Annotated in this window: 11 protein-coding genes and 1 pseudogene; 8 read left to right on the top strand and 4 right to left on the bottom strand. The window is 50.8% G+C overall.

Annotated elements, in window-relative coordinates:
- Nucleotides 1-62: 62 nt before the first annotated feature.
- The 3 genes from Pla144_RS11885 to Pla144_RS11875 all read right to left on the bottom strand — a co-directional run bounded on the left by Pla144_RS11885 (nt 63) and on the right by Pla144_RS11875 (nt 5445).
- Entirely contained in the window at nt 63-1694 is a 1632-nt protein-coding gene (locus tag Pla144_RS11885; protein ID WP_146450886.1) for a sodium:solute symporter, read from the bottom strand.
- Entirely contained in the window at nt 1694-2905 is a 1212-nt protein-coding gene (locus tag Pla144_RS11880; RefSeq protein ID WP_197530611.1) for a sialidase family protein, read from the bottom strand. Before Pla144_RS11880 ends, Pla144_RS11885 begins: the two co-directional genes overlap by 1 nt.
- A 167-nt stretch (nt 2906-3072) precedes the next feature.
- On the bottom strand, nt 3073-5445 hold the full coding sequence (locus Pla144_RS11875) for a glycoside hydrolase family 2 TIM barrel-domain containing protein (protein WP_261342323.1): 2373 nt from the start codon (nt 5443-5445) through the stop codon (nt 3073-3075).
- Between the two features lie 156 nt (nt 5446-5601).
- Here Pla144_RS11875 and Pla144_RS11870 point away from each other — a divergent pair.
- The 8 genes and pseudogenes from Pla144_RS11870 to Pla144_RS11840 all read left to right on the top strand — a co-directional run.
- Nucleotides 5602-8364 (top strand): annotated as a pseudogene (locus Pla144_RS11870) (glycosyl hydrolase); the annotation flags it as partial.
- 126 nt (nt 8365-8490) lie between these two features.
- The gene (locus Pla144_RS25555) at nt 8491-9045 is read left to right on the top strand and encodes a glycosylhydrolase-like jelly roll fold domain-containing protein (RefSeq protein WP_391580967.1); all 555 of its coding nucleotides are present in this window, start codon (nt 8491-8493) and stop codon (nt 9043-9045) included.
- Nucleotides 9046-9073: 28 nt separating this feature from the next.
- Nucleotides 9074-10216: a hypothetical protein gene (locus Pla144_RS11865; RefSeq protein ID WP_197530608.1), complete on the top strand. Its 1143-nt coding sequence runs from the start codon at nt 9074-9076 to the stop codon at nt 10214-10216.
- A 1-nt stretch (nt 10217) separates the two neighbouring features.
- Nucleotides 10218-12692, top strand: a complete 2475-nt coding sequence (locus Pla144_RS11860) for a glycoside hydrolase family 95 protein (RefSeq protein ID WP_197530607.1) — start codon at nt 10218-10220, stop codon at nt 12690-12692.
- Entirely contained in the window at nt 12689-16063 is a 3375-nt protein-coding gene (locus Pla144_RS11855; protein ID WP_146450882.1) for a glycoside hydrolase family 2 TIM barrel-domain containing protein, read from the top strand. The genes Pla144_RS11860 and Pla144_RS11855 overlap by 4 nt, the downstream gene beginning before the upstream one ends.
- A gap of 144 nt (nt 16064-16207) precedes the next feature.
- Nucleotides 16208-17872, top strand: a complete 1665-nt coding sequence (locus Pla144_RS11850; protein ID WP_146450881.1) for a fucose isomerase — start codon at nt 16208-16210, stop codon at nt 17870-17872.
- Nucleotides 17873-17953: 81 nt separating this feature from the next.
- Nucleotides 17954-18706 (top strand): class II aldolase/adducin family protein, encoded by a 753-nt coding sequence (locus Pla144_RS11845; protein ID WP_146450880.1) that lies wholly within the window; start codon nt 17954-17956, stop codon nt 18704-18706.
- Between the two features lie 212 nt (nt 18707-18918).
- Nucleotides 18919-19557 carry a DUF3826 domain-containing protein gene (locus Pla144_RS11840; RefSeq protein ID WP_146450879.1) on the top strand — a complete coding sequence of 213 codons (639 nt, stop codon included), beginning with the start codon at nt 18919-18921 and terminating at the stop codon, nt 19555-19557.
- 91 nt (nt 19558-19648) lie between these two features.
- Here the strand turns inward: Pla144_RS11840 and Pla144_RS24595 are convergent, their stop codons facing one another.
- Nucleotides 19649-19789 (bottom strand): hypothetical protein, encoded by a 141-nt coding sequence (locus Pla144_RS24595; RefSeq protein WP_197530606.1) that lies wholly within the window; start codon nt 19787-19789, stop codon nt 19649-19651.
- Nucleotides 19790-19803: the final 14 nt, after the last annotated feature.

The raw sequence follows: 19803 nt of genomic DNA, 5'->3' as shown, positions 1-19803 counted from the left end.
TTACTTTTCATAGAGTTTAAGCGACAGGCACGTGATTCGTAGTTGTAAAAAGGTCTTGTTATCTATTCTTTACTTTCTTGGAAGCTAAGTCCAACGGTATTTTTCGTGCCTCCTAAGCGTGTAACTAGGATTCCTACGAAGAGAATCGTTAATGTTCCAACAACAATGGTCATGTTTTCATGCAACCGCATCGTTAGCAAGGATGGTACCGCGAACTGTGAAACAACTTGCCAGCCTCGAAGCTTCGCAATTTCGAGAAGTTGCGGCCAAGACATCGATAGAATTGCGATAAATCCAAATACAACGCCTACCACAGCAGCGAAGTTGCCGGTCCGCCGACTCATAATCCCCAGTAGAAAGAGGCCCAGCACTCCACCCGCAAAGATGCCAGATAGCAGCCACCAGGCATCGAGTACACTTTGCACACCAATCATCGCCACGGCCGCCGCTGTGCCTGCGATACCCATTAGCAGAGTTGCAGAGTAAAGCACGACCATTGATTCTCGCTCGCCGGCAAAGGGACGTATAAATCGTTTGTATATGTCTGTCAGAAGCACCGTGGCTGAGCTATTTAGAGACGTATCAATGCTGCTCATCGCCGCCGCCAAGATTGCCGCGATTAACAGGCCTCTTGCGCCAACAGGCAATGCATGGACAATAAAGTGGGGCAGTACCTTGTCACCCAGTTCAGCGTCGGTGAGGTTGGCCGCTTTCTGGCCAATGGTAGTCTCTGAGATGGGCGATTTTGCCTGAACGAGACGTTCTTCTGCTGTTTGCCGGCGCAGGTTCTCAAGTTGATCTGGATGCGTGTGATAAAAGCTAAACGCCGAAGTCCCGATAAAGAAGAAAAGCAAGGAAATCGGCATGTAGAGCATAGCTCCCAGCCAGACGCTCCGAGAAGCCTGACGTTCGTCGCGAGCCGTATGGTAGCGCTGCACAAAGCTTTGATCGATGCCGAAATTGCTGAGGTTGATGAATAGTCCGTAGAGCAAGACGACCCAAAAGGTTGAACTAGTGAGATCAAGATCAAAGCTCCCAAGTGAAAACTTGTCGTGACTTGCTCCGAAAGCAAAGACCTGAGTGGGACCCTCGGGTAGACCGGTCAAGAGGAGAATTAGAATGACTACTGCACCAGCGATAAGGACGAGTGACTGGACTACGTCGGTCCAGATGACTGCCTCGATCCCTCCCAAGACCGTGTAAAGCGTAATGAGTGCTCCCGCTACTACGATGATGAGCGATTGATTCCATCCTGTGAGGGCCGACATCACCAACGACACTCCGAAGAGGATGGTTCCCGTCCGAGCGAATTGGGTCAACAAGTAGCAAACAACAGCGTAGGTTCGTGCCCAAGTGCCGAACCGGCGTTCTAGGTGCTGGTAAGCAGATATCTCCCCCGACTGCCTGTAGAAAGGAACAAAGAAACGCGTCGCTAACCAGGCTGCCAGTGGCAGTGAAAGAGAAAACACGAGTGCATTCCAATTCGAACCATACGCCTTGCCAGGAACGCCTAAAAAGGTGTTACTGGAGAGATAGGTGCCGAAGATAGACAGCCCAACTGCCCAGGCTGGTAACGTACCCCCAGCGGTCATGAAGGTACTGGTGCTTGAGCTTTTTCGGGCAAAAAAACAACCAAAGAGAACGACTCCCAGCAGATACCCAATCAACACTATGAGATCGACAAAGGACAACATCACAAGTCCTCTGGTCTTTTGGAAGGCCAAGTCCCTTCAACGATAGGTCGCAGTCGAAGTTTCTCAGGATCGACCACGACATGCTTAATTCGTTTTCGATTCCAGGTATAGGTGATATGTACTAAACCATCCTGCGATTGAATCACCGCGGGATACGAAAACTCACTTTTCGGTGTGTCTTCTAGTACTAAAGCCGCTCGCCAATCTTTTCCGTCATCCGAGACCGCCACATTGAGGGGGCTCCGCCCCTTGTAATTTGGATTATGATTGTAGACGAGCAATTGGCGACCGTCGGAGAGGGTGGCAGCATCGGTGCCTGCACTGGGATTGGGAAGGGAAGTGAGAGTCATATCATCCCAAGTCTTGCCCTCATCCCTCGACCATATCTGGAAGATGCCACTGGATCGCGTGCGACCGATTGCCTGCAGACACTGATCGTCGTAGCGCAACAGACTAGGTTGAATAGCTCGAATCTTTTCGCCGTCGTTGACCGGTGCCGTCGTCTGCCAAGTCCTGCCCAGATCCGAGGATCTCTCGAAATGGACTCGCCAACCGTCATGTTCAGTACTTGAGGGTGAGAGAATATCCCCATTCGACAGTTGAATGGGTTTGTTCTTGATAGGACCTAATATCCCGTCTGGTAGGCGTCGGGGTTCGGACCAAGTCTTGCCTTCGTCTGAGGATGTCATTAGCATCCCCCACCAATCGCTCGGAGTGGGACCTAACTTGTAAAACAGCATCAAAGGGCCAGAATCTGGTTGGAACAGGACTGGGTTCCAACTGGGATAGCGTTCACTCGTCGAAATAATCCCATTGGCAACCTCCACAGGTAGAGACCAATCGCCGTTCTCCCAACGGGATGTCCAGATTCCTACGTCGGGATGGCGCTCGTGAGTGCCACCAAACCAAGCAGCAATCAGGCCATCTGAAGTTTCTTCTATCGTCGAAGCGTGGCAAGATGGAAAGGGTGCGATTTCATAGATGAACTCATTTGATACGTATCCGGGTTGTTCGGTCAACGAATCCGTTTCCTGCTCAGACGCAACCAGCGAGATAGAAGTGGCAAGAATTGAACCAATACCAAAGCAAAATAACTGAAGATTCAACATGATTTGCTCAAGGAGAAAGAAAACCAAGCGTTTTTTGCCACGCTCGTTGCGACAACCGGTAAAGCCGATTGCAATCCGTTTATCAGGATAGTGCTTACGCAATCATTCTCATTTGCGAGGAGCAGATGAGGAAAGATAAGACTCCGCTAACTCCATATTACCGACACTGGATTTGCAGGATACCGCCGCATATTGCAAGAAACACCCATTTCTCCGCAACTCACTAACAAAATATTCTAGCACCGGAATGGCCGCAGACCAAACGGTTACTATTGATTTGAACTACGCAGCTCTACTTTGGCCGACTTTAGTCCTGGAGAACTAGCCTCTAGTAGAATTGGTCCTTGTTCCTCAGTAGAACGAATCACCACCATTGCCCTCCCTAGAAAGACACTCCTGGGATTGGCGCTATAGGTTTGGAGAGTGGATAGATCGCCACTCCCAATTGCGGCTAGCGAGCCGTTCCCGCCAATCTGGTACTCGACGAGGGCACATGATTGAGGGCAAAGGCGACCCTCATCGTCAATGACTTCCGCGGCAACAAAACAAAGGTCCTGGCCATCCGCAGATATCGTCCTGCGATCGGGTAGGAGCCGAATTCCGGTAGGTTTTCCAGCAGTCGTGAAGAGCATCTCCTCTTTCACCGAACCGTTGGACACTCCTACAGCCTTAAGAGTTCCTTGTTCATAGAGAACCTTGAATTCAGCGCGAAATTCATTTTCTAGCGAGGTAGGCTTTTCACCAATCAGCTTTTCATTCAAATACAAACGGACAATTGGGTAACGCGAGTAGACCTCGACGGTCAGTTCTTTTCCTTCATTTCCGGGCCAAGTCCAACTTGGTATCGCGGGTAACTGTGCCCATGCGGAGGGTTGCCAGTCTTGCTTATTGGGTGCTGGGGCAACTACCGCCATGTAGAGCTTCTCACCACTGTCCCAAACAATGTTACGATAGTGGGAGAGCGGCTTCCGCCAGCCAGTAATGTCAATTTCTCCACAGTTGGCTCCATGCCAGGGGAAGTGACTGCCTTCCCAATGCGGCAACACTTCTTCATCGGACGCGAATACTCTCCCGATGCCAGATTCCCCCAAATAGTCGAAGCCGCTCCAGACGAAGTCACCAATTACGTACGAGCTTTTTGCTGCGGCATTCCAACAAGCAAACGCATTTTGAGGATAGGACTCAGCCGACATAATTACTCGGCTTGGAGAACGCCGATGATCTTCCTCATGACGATGCAGTTCGTAGTTTACGCCTGCTACGTCCAGCGTATCGAATAGTGGGTCCAACTGTGACCAATCGCCACTTTCACCGAGTCCATTGATTCCGGCGGTTATTGGTCGAGAAGAATCTAGCTCCTTGATCTGTTTTGTCATCGCCTTGGCAATGGCTAGACCTTCCGGCTTGCCTCTTTCGTAGACCTCGTTACCAATGCTCCACATCACCACCGAGGGATGATTGCGATCGCGTTGGATCATTGCTGTAAGATCGCGTTGCCACCAATCGTGGAAAACAGTGCCATAGTCGTTAGGATTCTTTTTGGCAGCCCACCCATCGAAGGCTTCATCGACCACGAGTAACCCAAGGCGGTCGCACGCTGCTAGGTATGCCTTGGAAGGAGGGTTGTGGGAAGTGCGAACGGCATTGAATCCGGCGGCTTTGAGAATTTCAACTTTCCTCGTCTCGGCCCTATCAAAGGCCGCTGCTCCCAAGGGTCCGTTGTCGTGGTGAACGTTTGCGCCGCAGAGCAAGACAGGTTTGCCATTGAGTAAGAAGCCTTGGGAAGCAGAAACCTCAATGGTTCTAATTCCAAAGGGAATCTCCAATGCGTCAATTTGCCGATCGCCGCTGACAATGCGAAACCGGGCGGAATAGAGCTTAGGAGAGTCCAGCGACCATAAATGTGGCTGTGAAATCGCCAAGTTCTGAACCAGAGCGGAGTGATTATGAGGTTCCACTGAGATGTGAATGGTTGCCGAAGCGACAACATGATCTCCTGGATCAAGAATTTCGACTACCAACTCGATGGATTTTTTCTCAGATGTGTCGTTTAATACTGTTGCCTCGATGGCCAGTAGCGCTTCTTTATCGGAAGCTCGCTCTGTCTTGATCGAAATCTTCCTATCATCGATATGTACAGGTTCGGTGACATTTAGCCAGACATGCCGATAGATTCCCGACCCACTATACCAGCGGGAATTGGGCTGCTCGGAATTGTCGACTCGTACCGCCAGTGTATTTTTCTCGCCAAAATTCAGGTGCGGAGTGAGGTCATACTGAAAGGGAGTGTATCCGTAAGGGTGTTTTCCCAGCAGAACATCATTGATCCAAACGTCGGCATTTTCGTAGACCCCATCAAACTCAACACCAACTCGCTGATCTCGCCAGTCTTCAGGGGCTATGAACTCGCGACGGTACCATCCAATGCCTGTGGGAAAAAAACCTCCTCCCCCTGCGCTGAAAGCTTTTGGGTCGGTAGGGAGTTCAATACTCCAGTCATGAGGAAGTTGAACCGTTTGCCAATTGGAAGCGTCGGAACCGGTTTCGAGAAGATCAGGCTTTTCGCTCAAGCGGAACTTCCAATCTGCATCAAGTGGATTTCTCTCCCGTGCGATAGATGTTCCTGCAAGATATGACCACATGCAACACAAAGCCAAGCCGCGGAGAGCTGCAGGAGAAAACATGTTGAGGCGGATATTACTGATTTGCATGGTGTTCGGGCGATTATAAGATAAGAAAGGCAGACTCCAGCTTTACTGCTCTATTCATAGCGGATCGAAGTGTCACTGTTTTATCTAATGTTAGCGAAGCGGTCCACTTGCAGAAGTAGCTCAGCGGGTGCTGTACGCATTCTCCGGACACTCATGACATTTTGGGGGCTATTCACGTTTTTTCCAATTGCCCATGCAACAAATCTTGAGGCTTTGTTTGCAGAGCCCCCTTCTTCGGCCAGTCCTTGGGTGTTTTGGTACTGGATGAATGGTTGTGTCTCCCGGGAAGGAATCACCGCTGACTTGGAGGCAATGAAGGAGGTTGGTCTAGGGGGGGCGTACCTCATGCCGATAAAGGGGCCGACGGAGTTGCCTCTGATAGATCCCCCATTGGTGCAACTTACCTCAGCTTGGTGGGATATGGTGCGCCATGCCATGAGTGAAGCTGATCGGCTTGGTTTGCAAATCGCAATGCATGCCTGTGACGGATTCGCAGTGGCAGGGGGACCGTGGATCACACCAGAGATCTCAATGCAGAAAGTTGTGTGGTCAACGACAGAGATTGAAGGAGGGCACAAGAGATCTCTTGAGTTGCCGCGACCCGATGTGAATGAGGGATATTACCAAGAAATTGCCGTCCTTGCCTTTCCCTTGGTTGAGTCAGCTCAGGTCGAAGAACCCAAAGTCACCATAAGTCTTCCCGAGTTCGACGCTCAGTTTTTGACAATCGACCAAGATGACCAGCGTGTTCGGATGGAAGTACCGGGCTGGATTCAATTCGCTTATGAAGAGCCCTTTCTCTGTAGTTCAATAACCATTACCCCCGATGGCAACAACTATCAGGCCCATCGATTGTTGCTCCAAGCAAGCGACGACGGCGAGTCATTTCACACCGTTGGACGCCTCGAACCTCCGCGCCATGGATGGCAGAATGGGGCTGGTATCGTGACGCATGCAATCGAGCCGACAACGGCAAAGTGCTTTCGCTTAGTGTTCGACAAGGATGGCTCAGAACCTGGCTCCGAAGATTTGGATTCTGCCAAGTGGTCCCCCGTATTGAAAGTCAAGCACATCGAGATTTCGCCTGAGCCTCGAATTAATCAGTTCCGAGGCAAGACAGGTGAAGTGTGGCGCGTCAGTAGCCGCTCCTCCAGCTCGCTGTTGTCAGACGAAGATTGCGTGCCATTGAGTACGGTAATTGATTTGACAGACGCACTCGATGATCAGGGAAGGCTAACATTGGATGTTCCTGGGGGAAGCTGGACCATTTTGCGATTGGGCCATACATCTACAGGGACACGCAATGAAACTGGAGGGGGCGGCAAAGGGCTCGAATGCGACAAGCTGAATCCGCTGGCAGTTCGATTACAGTTCGATTGCTGGTTTGGCGAGGCGATCCGCCAGATCGGCCCTGAACTTGCAAGTCGTGTCCTGAAAATATTCCACGTCGATAGCTGGGAATGTGGCAGCCAAAATTGGACACCTAGTTTCAGAGGCGAATTTGAGAAGCGGCGTGGTTACGACCCGCTGTTGTACCTGCCCGCCATGGCCGGGATTCCCGTGGAGAGTGCTGATGTCTCCGAGCGATTCTTGTACGATTTGCGACTAACCATCAGCGAATTGCTGATAAAGAATTTTTTCGGCACGATGGATGAGTTGGCACATGAGAATGGATGCCAGTTTAGTGCCGAGTGTGTGGCGCCGACCATGCTCGCTGACGGTATGCGGCATTTTGCTGAAGTTGATATTCCCATGGGAGAGTTTTGGCTCCGCAGCCCTACGCACGACAAACCCAATGACATCCGCGATGCGGTGTCTGCCGCGCATGTGTACGGCAAACCGCTTGTGCAGGCCGAGGCCTTTACCGAGCTGCGGATGAACTGGGACGAGCACCCAGCAATGCTCAAGTCGCTTGGTGATCGGCAGTATTGCTTGGGTATCAATCGCTTCGTCTATCACGTCTTTACCCACAATCCGTGGCTCGACCGACGGCCTGGGATGACGCTGGACAATGTCGGCCTTTATTTTCAGCGGGATCAAACCTGGTGGAGATCCGGGAAAGCTTGGGTTGACTATGCTCGCCGATGCCAAGCTATGTTGCAATGTGGACATGCAGTTGTAGATATTGCCGTGTTCACTGGTGAGGAAATGCCCCGCCGAGCTGTTCTGCCTGAGCGACTTGTTAGCACGTTGCCGGGAATCATGGGGAAGGATACCGTCGAGCACGAAGTGGAAAGGCTAGCGAATAGGGGGGTGCCGCTACGCGAATTACCCCCAGGAGTAAAGCATTCTGCCAATATGACCGATCAGGCCGACTGGATCGATCCTTTGCGGGGCTATGCCTATGACTCTGTGAATCACGATGCTCTTCTGCGACTGGCAAAAGTGCGAGAGAAGCGGATCGAGTTTCCGGGAGGTGCTTCCTATGGCCTGCTCGTTGTACCGATTTCAAGGCCGCTGTCTCCAAATTCGAGGTTGATGACTCCGGAATTGGCTCATCGACTGATTGATTTGGTGCAGGCAGGGGCTCAGATTGTGATATGTGCTCCACCAAAGCAATCACCCAGTTTTAGTGGATTCCCTGGCTGTGACTCCCAACTTCGCAAGCTCGTTCACCAGCTCTTGGCTAAAGATCAGAATCCTGAGCACGATGTAGGGCAGGGAAGGGTCATTCGTGGGCCAATTCAGTCGGATTCCTTTGCCGACTTGGGCCTTGAGCCAGACTTTATAGCGACGACTCCGTCGGGAGACCGAGTAAACAACATAGGCTGGGCACACCGCCGAGCAAAAGAAGGCGAGATCTATTTCGTGTCAAATCAAGCCAGCAGTGAGCAACAGCTAAATGTCTCATTGCGCACAGTCGGCAAAGTCCCCGAACTTTGGGACCCGGTATCAGGTCGACGTAATCCGGCCACCACATGGCAGATGGCCACAGGGCGAACGCTGGTACCAATAAAACTTGCCCCGCATGAATCGGTGTTCGTGGTATTTCGCCGTCCGACTGAACTTCGTGATAGTTCCGAAGGGCCAAATTGGATCGAACTACGGCATGAGTTGGAACTCGAGGGTTCATGGAAAATCACTTTCGATCCTGAATTGGGTGGACCAAAAGAACCTCTGGAATTTGCTAATCTGGTAGACTGGACTACACGTCCCGAGGAAGATATTCGCTTTTTTTCCGGAACGTGTGTGTATCGTCAAAAGTTTTATTGGACTCCCCTGGCATCTGATGTCAATCGTTATTGGCTTGAACTTGGAAAAGTAGCAGATCTCGCATCCGTCAAGTTGAATGATATCGAATGTGGCGTCGCTTGGACTGCCCCCTACCGAATTGAAGTTACCGATGCATTGCGACCTGGAATGAATGATCTCGAAATTAAAGTTACAAATACTTGGGTCAATCGGCTACTGGGCGACCAAAGTCATCCTGACGCGCCGCAATGGAGTTGGACTACCGCGCCCCCTCTGCCAAAAAATAAGACCCTGCGAGAAGCAGGATTAATCGGTCCTGTAATTCTCTCCGCGCAATAACCATTTCTCTTCTAAGGACGTACCAGAAATGCAAAAAGACTATTTCAGTTTTCAATCGTACTCTAACAAGCTCATGTCTTACTTTGCTTTATTCGTTGCCTGTCTATGTTTCTGGTTATTTCCTAATGAGCCAACTTGGGCGGAGTCAGAGGGGCGTACAATCATTGAAGCCCGGGAACCAGACGCTGATCGTACAGTTACTAAGGAGGAAATGAAGGCGATCTACGAGGAGGTAAAAACTCCTTACAAGTACGGCGTAATCATGCGACCGAGCGAAGGGCATTCGATTGATTGCCCGAATATATTTCGTGGAAACGATGCCTGGTACATGGTGTATGTCGGGATTCAGGGGAAAATTGGTTACGAAACGTACCTGGCTCGTAGTGAGGATCTGCTTAGCTGGGAACCTTTGGGAACGATCCTACCCTTTCGCAAGAGTGGCTGGGATCAGTGGCAAGCCGATGGGAGTATCTCTTTGATCGACCCTGAATGGGGCGGATCTTCGAAGCTGCAAACATATGATGGAAAATATTGGATGTCCTACTTTGGTGGTGCGCTGCAAGGCTACGAAACCGATCCACTGTCCCTTGGACTGGCTTGGACTACCGAGCCGCAGAAAGCCAAGCCCTGGAACCGTCTTGCAGAAAATCCGGTGCTCACCCCAAGTCAGTCGGATGCGCGCCCTTTTGAACGCGCGACTCTCTACAAGAGCCATATCCTCTGGGATAAGTCGGAGTCGTTGGGTTTCCCTTTTGTCATGTATTACAACGGCAAACAGCAGGGACAAGGAATCGAACGTATCGGCATGGCAGTTTCAAAAGACATGGTGAATTGGTCGCGATATGGATCGGGTCCAGTCATTGACAATGGCAAGGGGATTTCAGGGGATCCACAACTCGTAAAGATTGGCGACCTGTGGGTCATGTTCTATTTTGGACTGGGTTGGGGGCCAGGAGCTTTTGATAGTTTTGCGTGTTCCAAGGACTTGGTGCATTGGACTCAATGGGACGGCGACGTCCTTGTTCAGTCTTCCGAACCTTGGGACAAGACGTTCGCACACAAGCCATGGATGCTCAAACACGATGGCGTTGTCTACCATTTCTACTGCGCTGTCGGTAAAGAAGGTCGTATACTCGCCTTGGCAACCTCTGAAGACCTTCGGAATCGCTAACATGAATTTCAAGTTGCAATTCAGTATGCTCTTTTTGCTCTTGGTAGAAGTCGCAGCCAACGGAGCCTGTGGCACGGAAAGTGAGCTTGTTTGGTTCGACAGGCCTGCCAGCCATTTCACTGAATCGTCTCCCATCGGTAACGGTCGACTCGGTGCCATGATCTATGGAGGTGTGAACGAAGAAACGGTTGTACTTAACGAGAACGGCGTGTGGTCTGGCTCCCCGCAACAAGCCGACCGTCCGGGGGCAGCGGCATTCCTTCCGGAAATTCGACGACTGCTATTCGCTGGGGGAAACGTGGCTGCCGAACAGCTTATGAACGACGAGTTTACCTGTGCTGGACTGGGCTCGGGGCACGGTAAGGCTGGTGAGCTACCCTACGGCTGTTACCAAACACTCGGCACGCTCCGATTGAAATTCCTGCTCGATGGGGAAACTCCTTCTGTACAGAACTACCGCAGAGAACTTGACCTGAGCGACGCGGTCGTTCGGATCAGCTACTCGCAAGTTGGTGTTAAATACCAGCGAGAGGCTTTTGTTAGCTACCCCGATCAGGTGTTTGTCTATCGACTCACGGCCAGCAAGGACGGAGTATTGTCGTTTGACGTTTCGCTCGACCGATCCGAGAGAAGCAACACAGAAAGTGTCAATGTGAACGAACTTCTGATGGAGGGACAGCTCAACGATGGCAAAGATAGTGGAACTGGAGTCCGGTTTTGTAGTCGTGTGAAAGTACTACACACTGGCGGCACGGTATCCGAACATGGAGACACCATCAAAGTTCGGGGAACAACCTCGGCAATATTGTTGGTGAGCGCGGCAACTGACCTAGAGTCCCTCGTAAGCCAGCCGAATTCGAGTCCGGAGGAAGTTTCCAAGGCAGACCTTGCGCACGCGGCCACCAAGCCCTTTGCCGAGTTATTGAAAGATCATGTTCGTGATTATCAATCTTTTTACGACCGAGTCAGTCTCTGCTTGGCACCTAAAAAGAATGAATCCTACGCAAAGCTACCAACGGATGCGAGATTACGTGCTTCTTGGGAGGGCGTGTCGGACAATGGCTTGGCTGCGCTTTATTTCAACTTCGGACGATATCTTTTGATTTCGTCGTCTCGTCCTGGGGGTCGGCCAGCGAATCTTCAAGGAATCTGGGCTGAGGAGATTCAGACCCCCTGGAATGGCGATTGGCACGCGAATATCAATGTCCAGATGAACTATTGGGCTGCCGAGGTCTGCAATCTTTCTGAACTTCATGAGCCGTTGTTTTGCCTCATCGAATCGCTCGTCCAGCCAGGGTCGCAAACCGCGCAAAACTATTACGACGCGGATGGCTGGGTGACCCATGTCCTGGCAAACCCTTGGGGTTTCACTTCGCCCGGCGAGAGAGTCAGTTGGGGATCGACCAACACATGTTCTGCCTGGCTTTGCCAACATTTGTGGGAGCATTACCTATTTACTCAAGACCAGGATTTCCTCCTTCAAGTCTACCCGGTCATGAAGGGTGCGGCAGAATTCTACCTCGACACGTTGGTGGAACATCCCACGCAGGATTGGCTGGTAACTGCACCGTCAACGTCCCCAGAGAATCGATATTACTTACCTAACGGAGGGGAAGCATCGATTTGCATCGGATCCGCCATGGACATGCAAATCTTGCGATACCATTTCAATGCGTGTCGGCAGGCAGGTGAGGTCTTGAATAAGGATGAGGAGTTTCGTGAGGGACTTAGTCTCACCATAGAGCAATTAGCTCCGACAAGAATTGCCTCAGATGGTCGCATCATGGAGTGGGACGCTGAATATCCTGAAAAGGATCCCGAACATCGGCATGTCTCTCACTTGTGGGGACTCTATCCCGGGAATGAAATCAGTGCGAGTCAGACTCCTGAGTTGGCTGCTGCGGCTCGCAAGTCGCTGGATGTTCGGGGAGATTCAGGCACGGGCTGGGGACTTGCCAACAAGATCGCCATGTGGACTCGTTTGCAAGATGGCGATAGGGCGTACCAATTGCTGCGCCAGCATTTGCATCCCGTCCTCCATGGTCATTCAGAGAAGCAGTGGAGTGGCGGAACGTACCCCAATCTTTTTGACGCCCACCCTCCATTTCAGATTGACGGGAATTTGGGTGCGACGGCTGCAATTGCTGAGATGCTGTTGCAAAGCTCCTCACCCGATTTGAGCAACAATGGCTTGGTTGATATCGAGCTTTTACCTGCCTTACCCTCGGCCTGGCCCGAAGGAGAAGTCCACGGTTTGTGCGCTCGTGGTGGGTTTGAAGTTTCCATGAGTTGGAAAAATGGCAAGTTGGTATCTGTCGAGATTCTCAGTCGCAAAGGTCTACCTGCCAAGATTCGATATCATTCTCAAGTAGTTCCATTACTATTGAAAAGCGGCCAAAGGGCATTGTTTGATGGTGATTTAGAATCTCCAGAAACTCAGCGTAACCCCGTACATGCATCTGAGGCGAACGAGTGATAATTTTACTCATACACTTGTCTGCCAGGTACCGAATCGTGCTGGCGATGGTCAGTGTTCTGCTATGGCTTGCTCTGAGTTCGCTCGGCTATGCAGATGTAGCTCAGCCAGATTGGGAGAATGAGCATGTTCTACAAAAGAATCGGTTGCGCGCCCGTGCTTCATTTATCCCCTACGCTACCAGTGAGCAAGCCCTAGCCGGCGAACAAAGTGCATCTCCCTGGTTCTTGTCTCTCAATGGAGACTGGCGGTTTCAATGGGTGCCACGAAGCGAAGAACGTCCTCAGGGTTTTTTTGTGCCGGGATACGATGATTCCAAGTGGCCAGTGATTCCGGTTCCTTCCAATTGGGAGATGCACGGCTACGGTACACCGATCTATATCAGTGCAGGTTACCCGTTCCGTATCGACCCGCCGCGTGTCACTTCCGAACCGGATCCGAAATACACATCGTTTGCGGAGCGAAATCCCGTAGGTTCTTATCGGCGGGACTTTACCCTATCGGAAAAGTGGGATGGGCGGCGAGTATTTCTGCACTTCGCTGGCGTCGATAGTGCCGTCTATGTCTGGGTCAATGGACACGCTGTCGGCTATAGTCAGGGTAGCAGAACGCCGGCAGAATTTGAAATAACTGATTGGCTCGTCGCAGGACGCAACCAGATTGCAGTTCAGGTCTATCGCTGGTGCGATGGAAGCCATCTCGAGGATCAGGACATGTGGCGGTTGAGTGGAATCTTTCGAGATGTGTTTCTGTATTCAACTGACTCGGTACGAATTTGTGATTTTGCAGTTCGAACTGAACTAGATGACGATTACAAAGGTGCGACCCTGTCCATTGAGCCGGAACTAGACGCAGGGGATACTGAGTCTTTGGCAGGCTGGACTTTGCAGGCCCAGTTATTCGACAAAGCTCACAGAAAAGAGTTTTCAGACCCATTAGTCCAAGATGCAGCATCCATCGTCAATCGAGACTTCAACGCCGAAATCCTGAATCAGCGTACTCCTCAACGAGGTTTGCCTAAATTTGGCTGGATGGATGCAACAGTTCAGAATCCTACGAAGTGGACTGCGGAGACGCCTAACCTCTATCGCCTGGTCCTCAAATTGCACGATCCTCAGGGCCACACCGTCGAGGCAGTTGGCTGCGACGTGGGGTTCAGAAAGATTGAAATCTTAAATGGTCGACTGCTTGTCAATGGTAAACCAGTTCGACTACGCGGTATCAATCGCCACGAGCATCACCCACAGTACGGACACGCCATCCCACTAGACAGCATGGTGCAGGATATCAAGCTGATGAAGCAGGCGAATATCAATGCGGTTCGCACGTCCCATTATCCGAACGATCCCCGCTGGTATGAGTTGTGTGATCGATACGGAATGTATGTGATGGATGAAGCAAACTTAGAAACACACGGAGTTCGAGGACTGTTGGCAAGTGATCCGCGCTGGGGGCAGGCCTTTCTTGATCGGGCGATCCGCATGGCGGAACGCGACAAGAACCATCCCAGTGTTTTCTGTTGGTCGATGGGCAATGAATCTGGGTACGGCCCGAACTTTGCTGCCATTTCTGGCTGGTTGCATGCTTTCGACCCAACTAGGCCAGTGCACTATGAAGGATCACAATCAGAACCAGCAGATCCTAGGACCGTTGATATTGTAAGTCGTTTCTATCCGCGCGTGAATCAAGAGTATTTGCAGCCACCGCTCCCCGACGGAAATCAACAGGAGCGTGCCGAAAATGCTCGTTGGGAAAGGTTGTTGGAGCTTGCTCAGAATTCCAAAGACGACCGCCCGATAGTCATGAGCGAGTATTGCCATGCGATGGGAAATGCTGTTGGGAATCTCGCTGAGTATTGGGATGAGATCTATTCCCAACCACGCTTGCTGGGAGGATTTATTTGGGACTGGGCAGATCAGGGGTTGTATAAAAAAGACTCTGAAGGGAAACAATTTCTGGCCTATGGAGGAGACTTTGGCGATTTTCCACATTCGAAGGCTTTTTGTCTTAACGGGATCGTCTTTGCCGATCGTCGACTGACGCCGAAATATCACGAAGTGAAAAAAGTCTACCAACCGGTGACCTTCCAGTCAGAGCGGCTTAGTCCGAACATTGCATCTCTGCGAGTCGTCAATCGATTTGATCACAGTAACTTGAACCAGTTCGATCTTCGCTGGCAATTTCTAGTCGGGGGTCAGATTGTGCTTTCGGGCGATCTTGAACCTCTGGAATTAGAACCAGGCGAAGAAGGGATATTGAAAATTCCTTGCAACGAGACGGGGCCTTTTCCAGCCGGTGAAGCGGCCTATTTGCGAGTCAGCGTACACACTCGCGAAGCTACACCCTGGGCAGATGTAGGCTATGAAATTGCCTGGGAGCAATTCCCGTTTACTGTACAACACACTTTAGCTCCGCAGATTCACACTTCGGCACTTGCGAAACTTAATGTCACTCGGTCCGATGAAACTATAACAATCAACGGCAATGAATTCGTTGCTCGGTTTAATCGAGCGCAAGGGAGTTTGGTATCGCTCGAGTATGATGGGCATGAAGTCTTAGCGGCCAATGCTACGGAACTTGCAAGTCCAGTCGCTCAGTTCTTCCGGGCACCGACCGACAACGACCGTGGATTTGGGAACTGGCTCGCCAAGAATTGGCAGGAAACGGGACTCGCGTCACCAGAACGCATCGTACAATCTTGCGAGGCTTCTGAATCGACAAGAGATACCGTGGAGATTGAGATTCGTGCCAAATACAATTTTAGCACAGGGAGTTACGATCAATATTCCCAATGGTTAGTACGGGGTGATGGTTCGTTGGACATGACGAATAGTTTCACGCCTGCCGGTTCGCTTCCTCCGCTGGGTCGAATCGGGGTCATGCTCCGGTTATCTCCTGAATTGGAAACGATGACTTGGTTTGGGCATGGTCCCCACGAAAACTATCCCGACCGCAAGGAATCTTGTCCTTTGGGGCTTTGGACAAGTACTGTCACACAACAGTACGTTCCCTATCCGAGACCTCAAGAGAACGGTAACAAAGAAGGGGTACGCTGGATTGCTTTGACCGACGAAATCGGACGAGGAATGGTGGTTGTCGCCGCGCAACCGATTGCTGCTTCGGCACTGCATTATACGGTCGATGATCTGGCCGTTGCCTCCCATGCGCATCTTTTGAAACCGCGCCAAGAGGTAGTCCTTTCTTTGGATGCCCGCCAATCCGGACTAGGCAATAGTAGTTGTGGGCCGGGCGTAGTGCAGCGGTTTGCGGTTCCTCCGGAATCCTATAAACTTCAGGTCTCTTTCCGACGTGTCAATGCAGGGGACGACATCCCCGCTATTGCCAGAGCGATTTATGATAGATCCAAATGAATGTATCATGCTCAGATTCGGTCAACTCAGCAGTGAATCATGTTTTCCTAGTGAGAAAAGCCCGATACGACGAAAGTTTTATGAAAATTCGAGGACTGTTGCAAAAAATACTATGACAAGAAGTTTAAGGTGGAGAATTTAGACATGCCAGGATACTGTTTGCCCGAAACACGACAAACAAATAAGCTCGCCGCCAAACAAGTTTACTTAATGGCCAATGGGGATTTGCGGTTGTCTGCCAATCAGAATTGCTGGGCGGCACAGAATGCCATAGAGCAGCAAATAGCTAAAGCAATTGAATCGGCAGAATGGGAAGTTATCCGTGCTCATCCTTATAAGGAAAATGAGAAACACGGATTCATCAGCTCCCAGCAGGAAGGAATGGATGTATTCCGCCAACTCGATCCGGACGTGCCGCTGATCGTGGCCGAGGCGGTTTGGCAGTATTCCCATCATATCCTGCATGGCTTGATCTCCCATCGTGGACCAATTCTCACTTTGGCCAACTGGTCGGGCACCTGGCCGGGTTTGGTTGGAATGCTGAATCTCAACGGTTCGCTTACCAAGGCAGGGGTTGTTTACAGTACCCTATGGACCGAAGATTTTAGCGATGCACAATTCTTAGAGCAGTTGACCCGCTGGTTCTCGGGAGAAACGATTCGACATGCGATCGATCACGTTACTCCGTTGGATCGAGTATCCGTCGGCAAGCCGGAAAAGGAATTGGGGCAGGCATTGGCTCAGCAGCTTGTGCGTGACAAAGCTATTATGGGCGTGTTTGATGAAGGTTGCATGGGGATGTTTAACGCCATCATTCCAGACCATTTGCTCAATCCTACCGGGGTTTATAAGGAACGACTGAGCCAGTCGGCACTCTACTACGAAGCAACTCAAGTCTCCGACGAGCAAGCTCGAGAGTCACGCAAATGGATGGAAGATCGAGGAATGACCTTCGAGACTGGTCCCAGTCATGCGGAAGACCTCACATACGAGCAAATCCTTCTGCAATGCAAAATGTATATCGCAGCCGTGCGGATTGCCGACGACTTTGGATGCGACACGATCGGTATTCAGTATCAACAAGGACTTAAAGATCTACTTCCTGCCAGCGATCTCGTGGAAGGAACGCTCAATAATGGTGAGAGACCTCCTGTTCTCAGTCGAGACGGTGAGCGCGTGCTCTATGAAGGAGAGCCGCTGCCGCACTTTAATGAAGTCGATGAGTGCGCGGGACTTGATGGGCTGATGACCTACCGAATCCACAAGGCCATGGACCAACCCGTGGAAAATACGCTTCACGACCTGCGCTGGGGGGACTGGGACGGTTCAGGAACGACCAAGGAGTATGTCTGGGTGTTTGAGATTAGCGGAAGTGTTCCGCCCGCGCATCTTGCGGGCGGCTGGAAAGGCGCAACGAGCGTTCGCCAACCTGCGATGTATTTCCCCAATGGGGGAGGTACGATCAAGGGCATATCGAAGCCAGGTGAAATCGTATGGTCACGCATCTATGTCGAAGACAATCGGCTCAAAATAGATTTGGGTCGCGCTGCCGTAGTGGAGCTGCCACTTGAAGAGACGCAGCGGCGCTGGAAGGAGACGACGCCCCAATGGCCCATCATGCATGCGGTTACCTATGGTGTGACTCGAGACCAAATGATGGCCCGCCATAAGAGCAATCATATTCAGGTTGCCTATGCGAACTCAGCAGAGGAAGCCGACAAAGCAATGCTTGTCAAAGCAGCGATGGCTCAGGCGTTAGGTATGGAAGTGGCAATCTGCGGCACGCGTAAAGAAGATAAGCCTTGGTAAGGTGACCGTGTACACCTGAGCAGCCAACATAATTACTAGCTCGAACCGATTTCGAACAACCAGTAACTTCTAGAAAAAGCAATGTCTGAAGTACTTGATCAACTTCTGGAGCTTTCCCATCGCATCGGCCTAGCCGACAGAATGGCTATCTTGGGTGAGGGCAATGTATCTGGTCGACTCAGCGATGAGCAGTTTTTGATTAAGGCTAGCGGAACTGAACTAGGCACGTTGACGGCGAAACAACTTGTCGAAGTGAATTCTGCACCAATCCTCGATGGCCTGACCGCTGGAGATACCGGCGATGAAGAGATCGAGAAACTTTTGCTTGCCAGTCGCGTGAATCTTGATGCATTAAAACCGTCGGTCGAAACCTTATTCCACGCGTGGCTTTTGAAGTTGCCTGATGTCTCATTCATCGGACACACGCATCCGATTTGCGTCAATCAAATCCTCTGTTCGCCGCGGGCTAAGGAATTCGCCGAGAATCGACTTTTCCCAGACCAGATCGTTTATTGTGGGGCTGAGTCGGTGTTGGTGCCGTACGTGGATCCAGGAATCATTCTTGCTGCAAAAATAGCGGAGATGGTCACGGCATTTATCGATCGTCGTAACACTTTCCCTAAAACAATCCTCTTGGAAAATCACGGCTTGATCGCGTTGGGCAAGACTTCAAAGCAAGTGGAAGCTGCCCTATTAATGGCGGAAAAGTCGGCTCAAGTATTTGTCGGTGCAACCACTGCAGGAGGTCCCAACTTTTTGCCTCAAAAACAGGTGGATCGCATCGCTTCTCGTTCCGATGAGCACTATCGCCAACGTATGATCGAATCAGCCTAGTCGAAATTCAAGGCTTCGTTGAGGACACGTCGCGGCTGATAGAAACATTGAGGGAAGCCCAATAAATAGGCTCCGACTCGGCTCACGAGACTTACTGCTTAAAGTCACTGCGGTTTTGCGGAACAGCATTGCAAGGCGGTCTCCTTTATAAAAACGGTTTCCCCGAATATACTAAATTAACAGTGGCTTTCTCAATAATTGCAGTACTTGTCATGTTGTCTGATCGAATAGTTGTTCAACAGTTGGGTTTTGTAGTGTGGGTGCTATTAGCTTGGGCAGCCTACTCGACTTTGGGCCTTGCAGAGGAGGTTGGTCAGGAAGACGAGTACACTCAAGTAATCAATGCTCGCTCCCGGGCGATAGTTGACCAACTGGGCCTCTCCGATGAAGAGCTCGCAGATCGAATCTCACAGGCAGTAGCCGAGCAATACCGAGGCCTGCGAGACATACACGATTCACGTGACACTGAGATCACAGAGTTGCAGAAGTCAGTTGCAGTTCAGGAGAAGCAAATTGAAGACTTAATTGAGGAAGTACGCCGGGCTTCAATGATCGAGCAGTTTCAGTTGCATCGAAGTTTTGTTGCAAAGCTGTCAGCGGAATTAGGTCCTGAAGAAGTCAATGGTATTAAGGATGGCATGACCTACGGGGTTCTGCCGAGAACGTACGATCAATATCTTCATACGCTACCTAATCTCACGGAAGACCAGAAACGCAAAATCATGGCATTGTTAATTGAAGCTCGCGAGTACGCCATGGATGCCGGCTCATCGGATGAGAAGCACGGTTGGTTTCGAAAGTACAAAGGTAAAATCAACAATTATTTATCGTCTGCTGGTTACAAGATGTAGAGTTACTTGTACAGCAAAATAGGGCTGTGAGACTTCTTTTAACCAGACGATTAATTGCGGTAGAGTTGGACGAATATGACGCGATTTCAATTCATTTGCCTAAGTCTTTCATTTGCAATTGTTTTCCCAATAGCGGACGTTTGCCATAGTCAGTATCCCGATATTTCACCTGAAGTCGCTGCTGAATCAAAGCAACGAATGGATGCGGTACGAAGTCATTCAGACGCTGCATGGAAAAAGGCCTTG

The organism is Bythopirellula polymerisocia (assembly GCF_007860015.1).
Classification (GTDB): Bacteria; Planctomycetota; Planctomycetia; order Pirellulales; family Lacipirellulaceae; genus Bythopirellula; species Bythopirellula polymerisocia.
Note: the sequence above shows the minus strand (reverse complement) of the source record. Positions and strands in the feature narration are given on the sequence as shown.

What these genes read in the sequence shown, in the direction of transcription:
- Pla144_RS11875 (WP_261342323.1), bottom strand. Translation starts at nt 5,445, where the DNA reads ATGTGGTCATATCTTGCAGGAACATCTATCGCACGGGAGAGAAATCCA.
- Pla144_RS11850 (WP_146450881.1), top strand. Translation starts at nt 16,208, where the DNA reads ATGCCAGGATACTGTTTGCCCGAAACACGACAAACAAATAAGCTCGCC.
- Pla144_RS11860 (WP_197530607.1), top strand. Translation starts at nt 10,218, where the DNA reads ATGAATTTCAAGTTGCAATTCAGTATGCTCTTTTTGCTCTTGGTAGAA.
- Pla144_RS11885 (WP_146450886.1), bottom strand. Translation starts at nt 1,694, where the DNA reads ATGTTGTCCTTTGTCGATCTCATAGTGTTGATTGGGTATCTGCTGGGA.
- Pla144_RS24595 (WP_197530606.1), bottom strand. Translation starts at nt 19,789, where the DNA reads ATGCAGCGTCTGAATGACTTCGTACCGCATCCATTCGTTGCTTTGATT.
- Pla144_RS11845 (WP_146450880.1), top strand. Translation starts at nt 17,954, where the DNA reads ATGTCTGAAGTACTTGATCAACTTCTGGAGCTTTCCCATCGCATCGGC.
- Pla144_RS11840 (WP_146450879.1), top strand. Translation starts at nt 18,919, where the DNA reads ATGTTGTCTGATCGAATAGTTGTTCAACAGTTGGGTTTTGTAGTGTGG.
- Pla144_RS11865 (WP_197530608.1), top strand. Translation starts at nt 9,074, where the DNA reads ATGCAAAAAGACTATTTCAGTTTTCAATCGTACTCTAACAAGCTCATG.